5 protein-coding genes are annotated in these 3,995 nt (G+C 72.6%); all 5 read right to left on the bottom strand.

Annotated features, from left to right (window positions below; genetic code table 11):
• Positions 1-88: 88 nt before the first annotated feature.
• The gene (locus ABT247_RS32340) at positions 89-409 is read right to left on the bottom strand and encodes a DMT family transporter (protein ID WP_350749928.1); all 321 of its coding nucleotides are present in this window, start codon (positions 407-409) and stop codon (positions 89-91) included.
• 7 nt (positions 410-416) lie between these two features.
• On the bottom strand, positions 417-1,097 hold the full coding sequence (locus ABT247_RS32335; protein ID WP_350749925.1) for an HAD family hydrolase: 681 nt from the start codon (positions 1,095-1,097) through the stop codon (positions 417-419).
• Positions 1,098-1,200: 103 nt separating this feature from the next.
• The gene (locus ABT247_RS32330) at positions 1,201-2,286 is read right to left on the bottom strand and encodes an ABC transporter ATP-binding protein (RefSeq protein WP_350749922.1); all 1,086 of its coding nucleotides are present in this window, start codon (positions 2,284-2,286) and stop codon (positions 1,201-1,203) included.
• Positions 2,287-2,350: 64 nt separating this feature from the next.
• A complete protein-coding gene (locus ABT247_RS32325) occupies positions 2,351-3,160 on the bottom strand; it encodes an ABC transporter permease (RefSeq protein ID WP_392897751.1) in 810 nt (269 codons plus the stop codon).
• Positions 3,160-3,909, bottom strand: a complete 750-nt coding sequence (locus ABT247_RS32320; protein WP_350749920.1) for an ABC transporter permease — start codon at positions 3,907-3,909, stop codon at positions 3,160-3,162. The genes ABT247_RS32325 and ABT247_RS32320 overlap by 1 nt, the downstream gene beginning before the upstream one ends.
• Between the last annotated feature and the right edge of the window lie 86 nt (positions 3,910-3,995).

Below are 3,995 nucleotides of genomic sequence, written 5' to 3'. Positions count from 1 at the left end.
GCCCACCGGGCCTCCCCCCGGGCGGTGTTTTCCTGTGGTTCTCCACCACCTCCCACTCCGGCCTGCCGGTGCATGAACTGACGAATCGTCAGTGGGTTCCCTTGAGGTTGAGGACGACCACGCCGACGATCACCAGGGCGAGCCCGAGCCACTGGAGCCGGCCCAGCGACTCACCGAAGGCGACCACGCCGATGCCGGCGACCGCCGCCGTCCCGGCGCCCGACCAGACCGCGTAGGCGACCGAGACCGGGATGTGCTTGAGGGCGCGGCCCAGCAGGAAGAAGGAGAGCGCGTAGCCGATGCCGACCCCGACGCTGGGCCAGAGGCGGGTGAACCCCTCGGTGAGCTTGAGGCAGCTGGTGGCGCACACCTCGCTGATGATGGCGAGGGCGAGCAGGACGTAGGACATGTCGCTGTCAAACCGCCGGCGCGGCGCAGAGCTTCCCGAGCAGCGCGAGATCGGCCTGTTCCAGGCTGGTGAGCAGGGTGATCCGCTCGCCGTCGGGCATCGGGACGGCGGTGGACGGCACGGCGAGGACGGCGCAGCCGGCCGCGGTGGCGGAGGCGACGCCGGTCGGGGTGTCCTCGACGGCGACGCAGGCGGCGGGGTCCAGGCCGAGCCGGTCGGCGGCGGCCAGGTACGGGTCGGGTGCGGGCTTGGTGCGCGGGGTGTCCTCGGCGGCGAGGGTGACCTCGAACCAGTCGCGGCCGATCGCCGAGAGCACGAGGTCGACCACCCGGCGCGGGGAGGCGGAGACCAGGGCGGTGGGCACCCGCGCCTCGCGCAGCGAGGCCAGCAGAGCGAGCGCGCCGGGGCGCGGCACCGTCTCGGCGGCGACCTTGCCGGCGAAGGACTCGCCCAGCCGGGCGGCGAGTTCGGCCTCGGTGCAGGTGGTGCCGCTGACCCGGTGCAGATGGGCGGCGGTGTGCTCGACGGCCTGGCCGAGGACCTCGGGGGCGTCCCGGTCGGTGAGCGGGTGGTCCAGCTCCTCGGCGAGCTCGGCGGCGGCCTGCCACCAGAGTTGCTCGGTGTCGACCAGGGTGCCGTCCATGTCGAAGAGGACGGCGGAGGGGAGTGCGGACACGGATTCAGGCATGGCGGTACCTTCGGTGGTTCCTCGGACGGCGCGGGGGCGGGACGTGGCAGGGCGCGGCCCTCGGTGCACGGGCCCCCGCGATGGATTCTCCGGCAGCCCGCCCTCAGGCGGTGCGGCGGTCCACCAGGACCGGGCGGTCCGGCAGGGTGAGGTCGGCGCGGGAGCCGGCCGGCAGGGCGGCGGCGGCCTCGGTGGGCAGGTCGGCCTTGACCTCGGTGCCGTCGTCCAGGCGGACGGTGAGCCGGGTGACGGCGCCGAGGAAGGAGGCGGTGATCACCAGCGCCGGGCCGTCCTCGGACGGCGCGAGGGTGACGTTCTCCGGGCGGACCAGCACCTGGAGGTCGCCGTCGGCGGGGACGGTGCCGTCCACGGCGTGCCGGCGGCCGAGCACCTCGACGCCGTCCGCGGTGCGGGTGCACGGGATGCGGCTCATGGTGCCGACGAACTCGGCGACGAAGGCGGTGGCCGGCCGGCCGTACAGCTCGGCCGGGGTGGCGCACTGCTCCAGCCGCCCGGCCCGCAGCACGGCGACCCGGTCGGCCATCGACAGCGCCTCCTCCTGGTCGTGGGTGACGAACAGGGTGGTGATGCCCAGCTCCTGCTGGAGGCGCCGGATCTCCTCGCGCAGCTGGAGGCGGACCTTGGCGTCCAGGGCGGACAGCGGCTCGTCCAGCAGCAGCACGCGCGGCTGGAGGGCGAGCGCGCGGGCCAGCGCGATGCGCTGCTGCTGGCCGCCGGACATCTGGTGCGGGTAGTGGCCGGCGCGGTGCGGCAGGCCGACGAGCTCGAGCAGCTCCTCGGCGCGCTTGCGGCGTTCGGCCTTGCCGGTGCCGCGCATCCGCAGCCCGAAGGCGATGTTGTCGAGCGCGGTCAGGTGCGGGAAGAGGCTGTACGACTGGAACACCATGCCCGCGTCGCGCTTGTGCGCGGGGATCGAGGTGATGTCCTGGCCGTCGACGAGCACCTCGCCCGAGTCGTGCTGCTCGAAGCCGGCCAGGATGCGCAGCGCGGTGGTCTTGCCGCAGCCGGACGGGCCGAGCAGGGCGACGAGTTCGCCGGGGTGGACGGTCAGGTCGAGGCCGTCGAGGGCGGTGGTGGCGCCGAAGGAGCGGCGCAGCGAGCGGAACTCGACGGTGGCGCTGCCCGGGGCGAGCGCGACGCCGGTGACGGGGGCGGTGGCCGTGGTCATGGCTGGTGACTCCTGGAAGGCAAAGGGGGTGGGACCGGGGCCCGGGGTCGCCGGGCCGGGGCGGTCAGGACCGGGCGGCCTTGCGGCCCCGGCCGACGGCGGACATCAGCAGCAGGACGACCCAGACGATCAGCAGGCTGAGCATCGAGACCGCGACGGACATCTGGCCGTCGCTCTTGCCGTTGGAGTTGATCCACACCGAGAAGGGCGCGAAGCCGAGGATGGAGGCGGTGGTGAACTCGCCGAGCACCAGGGCGACGGTGAGGACGGCGGCGTTCAGCAGCGAGCTGCGCAGGTTGGGCAGGACGACGGTGAACACGGCGCGCAGCCAGCCGGCCCCGCAGTTGCGGGCGGCCTCGACCAGGGTGGCCACGTCGACGCCGCGCAGGCCGGCGTCGATCGCCCGGTAGGCGAACGGCAGTGCCATCAGCACGTAGGCGATGACCAGGACGATCGGGAAGTCCGGGTCCTGGATCGCCACGATGGTCTGGAACAGCGGGGTGTCCTGGAGGTAGTCCGGGCCCCAGCGCAGCACGCCGATGATGCCGGTGGTGAGCGCGACGACCGGGACGACCAGCGGCATCGAGCACATGATCTCGATCACCGGGCGCAGCTTCGGCGCGCCGAGCCGGGCGGCGAGCACCGCCGGGACGAGCAGGAGCAGCAGCACCGCGACGGTGACGGCGGCCAGTTCCAGGCTGAGGACCAGGCTGTCGGTGAAGCCGGGGGCGTTCAGCAGCTCGGTGTAGGCGCGGAAGGTGGTGCCGCCCTTGTTGTCGTCGACGCTGAACCACAGCGAGGCGGCCATCGGCACCGCGAAGTAGATCCCGCAGACCAGCAGGATCAGGCCGCGGCCGAAACGGATGCGATCGATCAGGCGAGCCACTTGGCACTCCGGCGCTGAAGGGGCAGGTACAGGGCCATCACCAGGCAGGCGACCACGATCATGTCGAGGCCGAGGGCGAGGGCGAGGTTGCCCTGGCCGACCAGGACGTTGCCGGACAGCGCGTCGCCGATCTGCATCGAGATCAGCGGCACCGAACTGCCCACCATGGCCTCGGCGGTGGCGTAGGCGGCGAAGGAGGCGCCGAACAGCAGCACGAAGCCGCCGAGCAGCGAGGGCAGCAGCACGGGCAGCGCCACGTGCCGCCAGTACTGCGGCGCGGTGGCGCCGTTGTTGTACGCGGCCTCGCGCCACTGGACCCTGAGGCCCTCCAGGGCCGGGGTGATGGTGATGACCATCAGCGGGACCAGGAAGTACAGGTAGACCACCGACAGGCCGGAGAAGGTGTAGAGGTTCCAGCCGTGCTTGGTGAGGCCGAGCTTCTTGGTGACCTCGCCGGAGTTGCCGAGGGTGGCCACGAACATGAACGCCAGCGGCACGCCGCCGAAGTTGGCGAGCACGCCGGAGGCGGACATCACGGCCTCGCGGAAGAGCCGGAAGCGGGAGGTCGCCACCGCCTGGGCCAGCGGCAGGCCGACGACGGTGGCGATCAGCGCGGTCAGCAGGGAGAGCTTGACGCTGCCCCACAGGGCCGTCCAGTAGGCGCCCTGGAGCGAGCCGGTGAGGTTGTCCGTGGTGAAGGTGCCGCCGCCGTCGGGCGCGTCCGAGGAGGTGGACATGGGCGAGCAGGGCATCACCTCCTCCCAGTACGGCCTGGTCATCAGCCTGAACGGGCTGCTGATCGTGCTGCTGCAGATCCCGCTCA

The sequence above is a fragment of the Kitasatospora sp. NPDC001539 genome, from assembly GCF_040298565.1.
GTDB lineage: Bacteria > Actinomycetota > Actinomycetes > Streptomycetales > Streptomycetaceae > Kitasatospora.
Note: the sequence above shows the minus strand (reverse complement) of the source record. Positions and strands in the feature narration are given on the sequence as shown.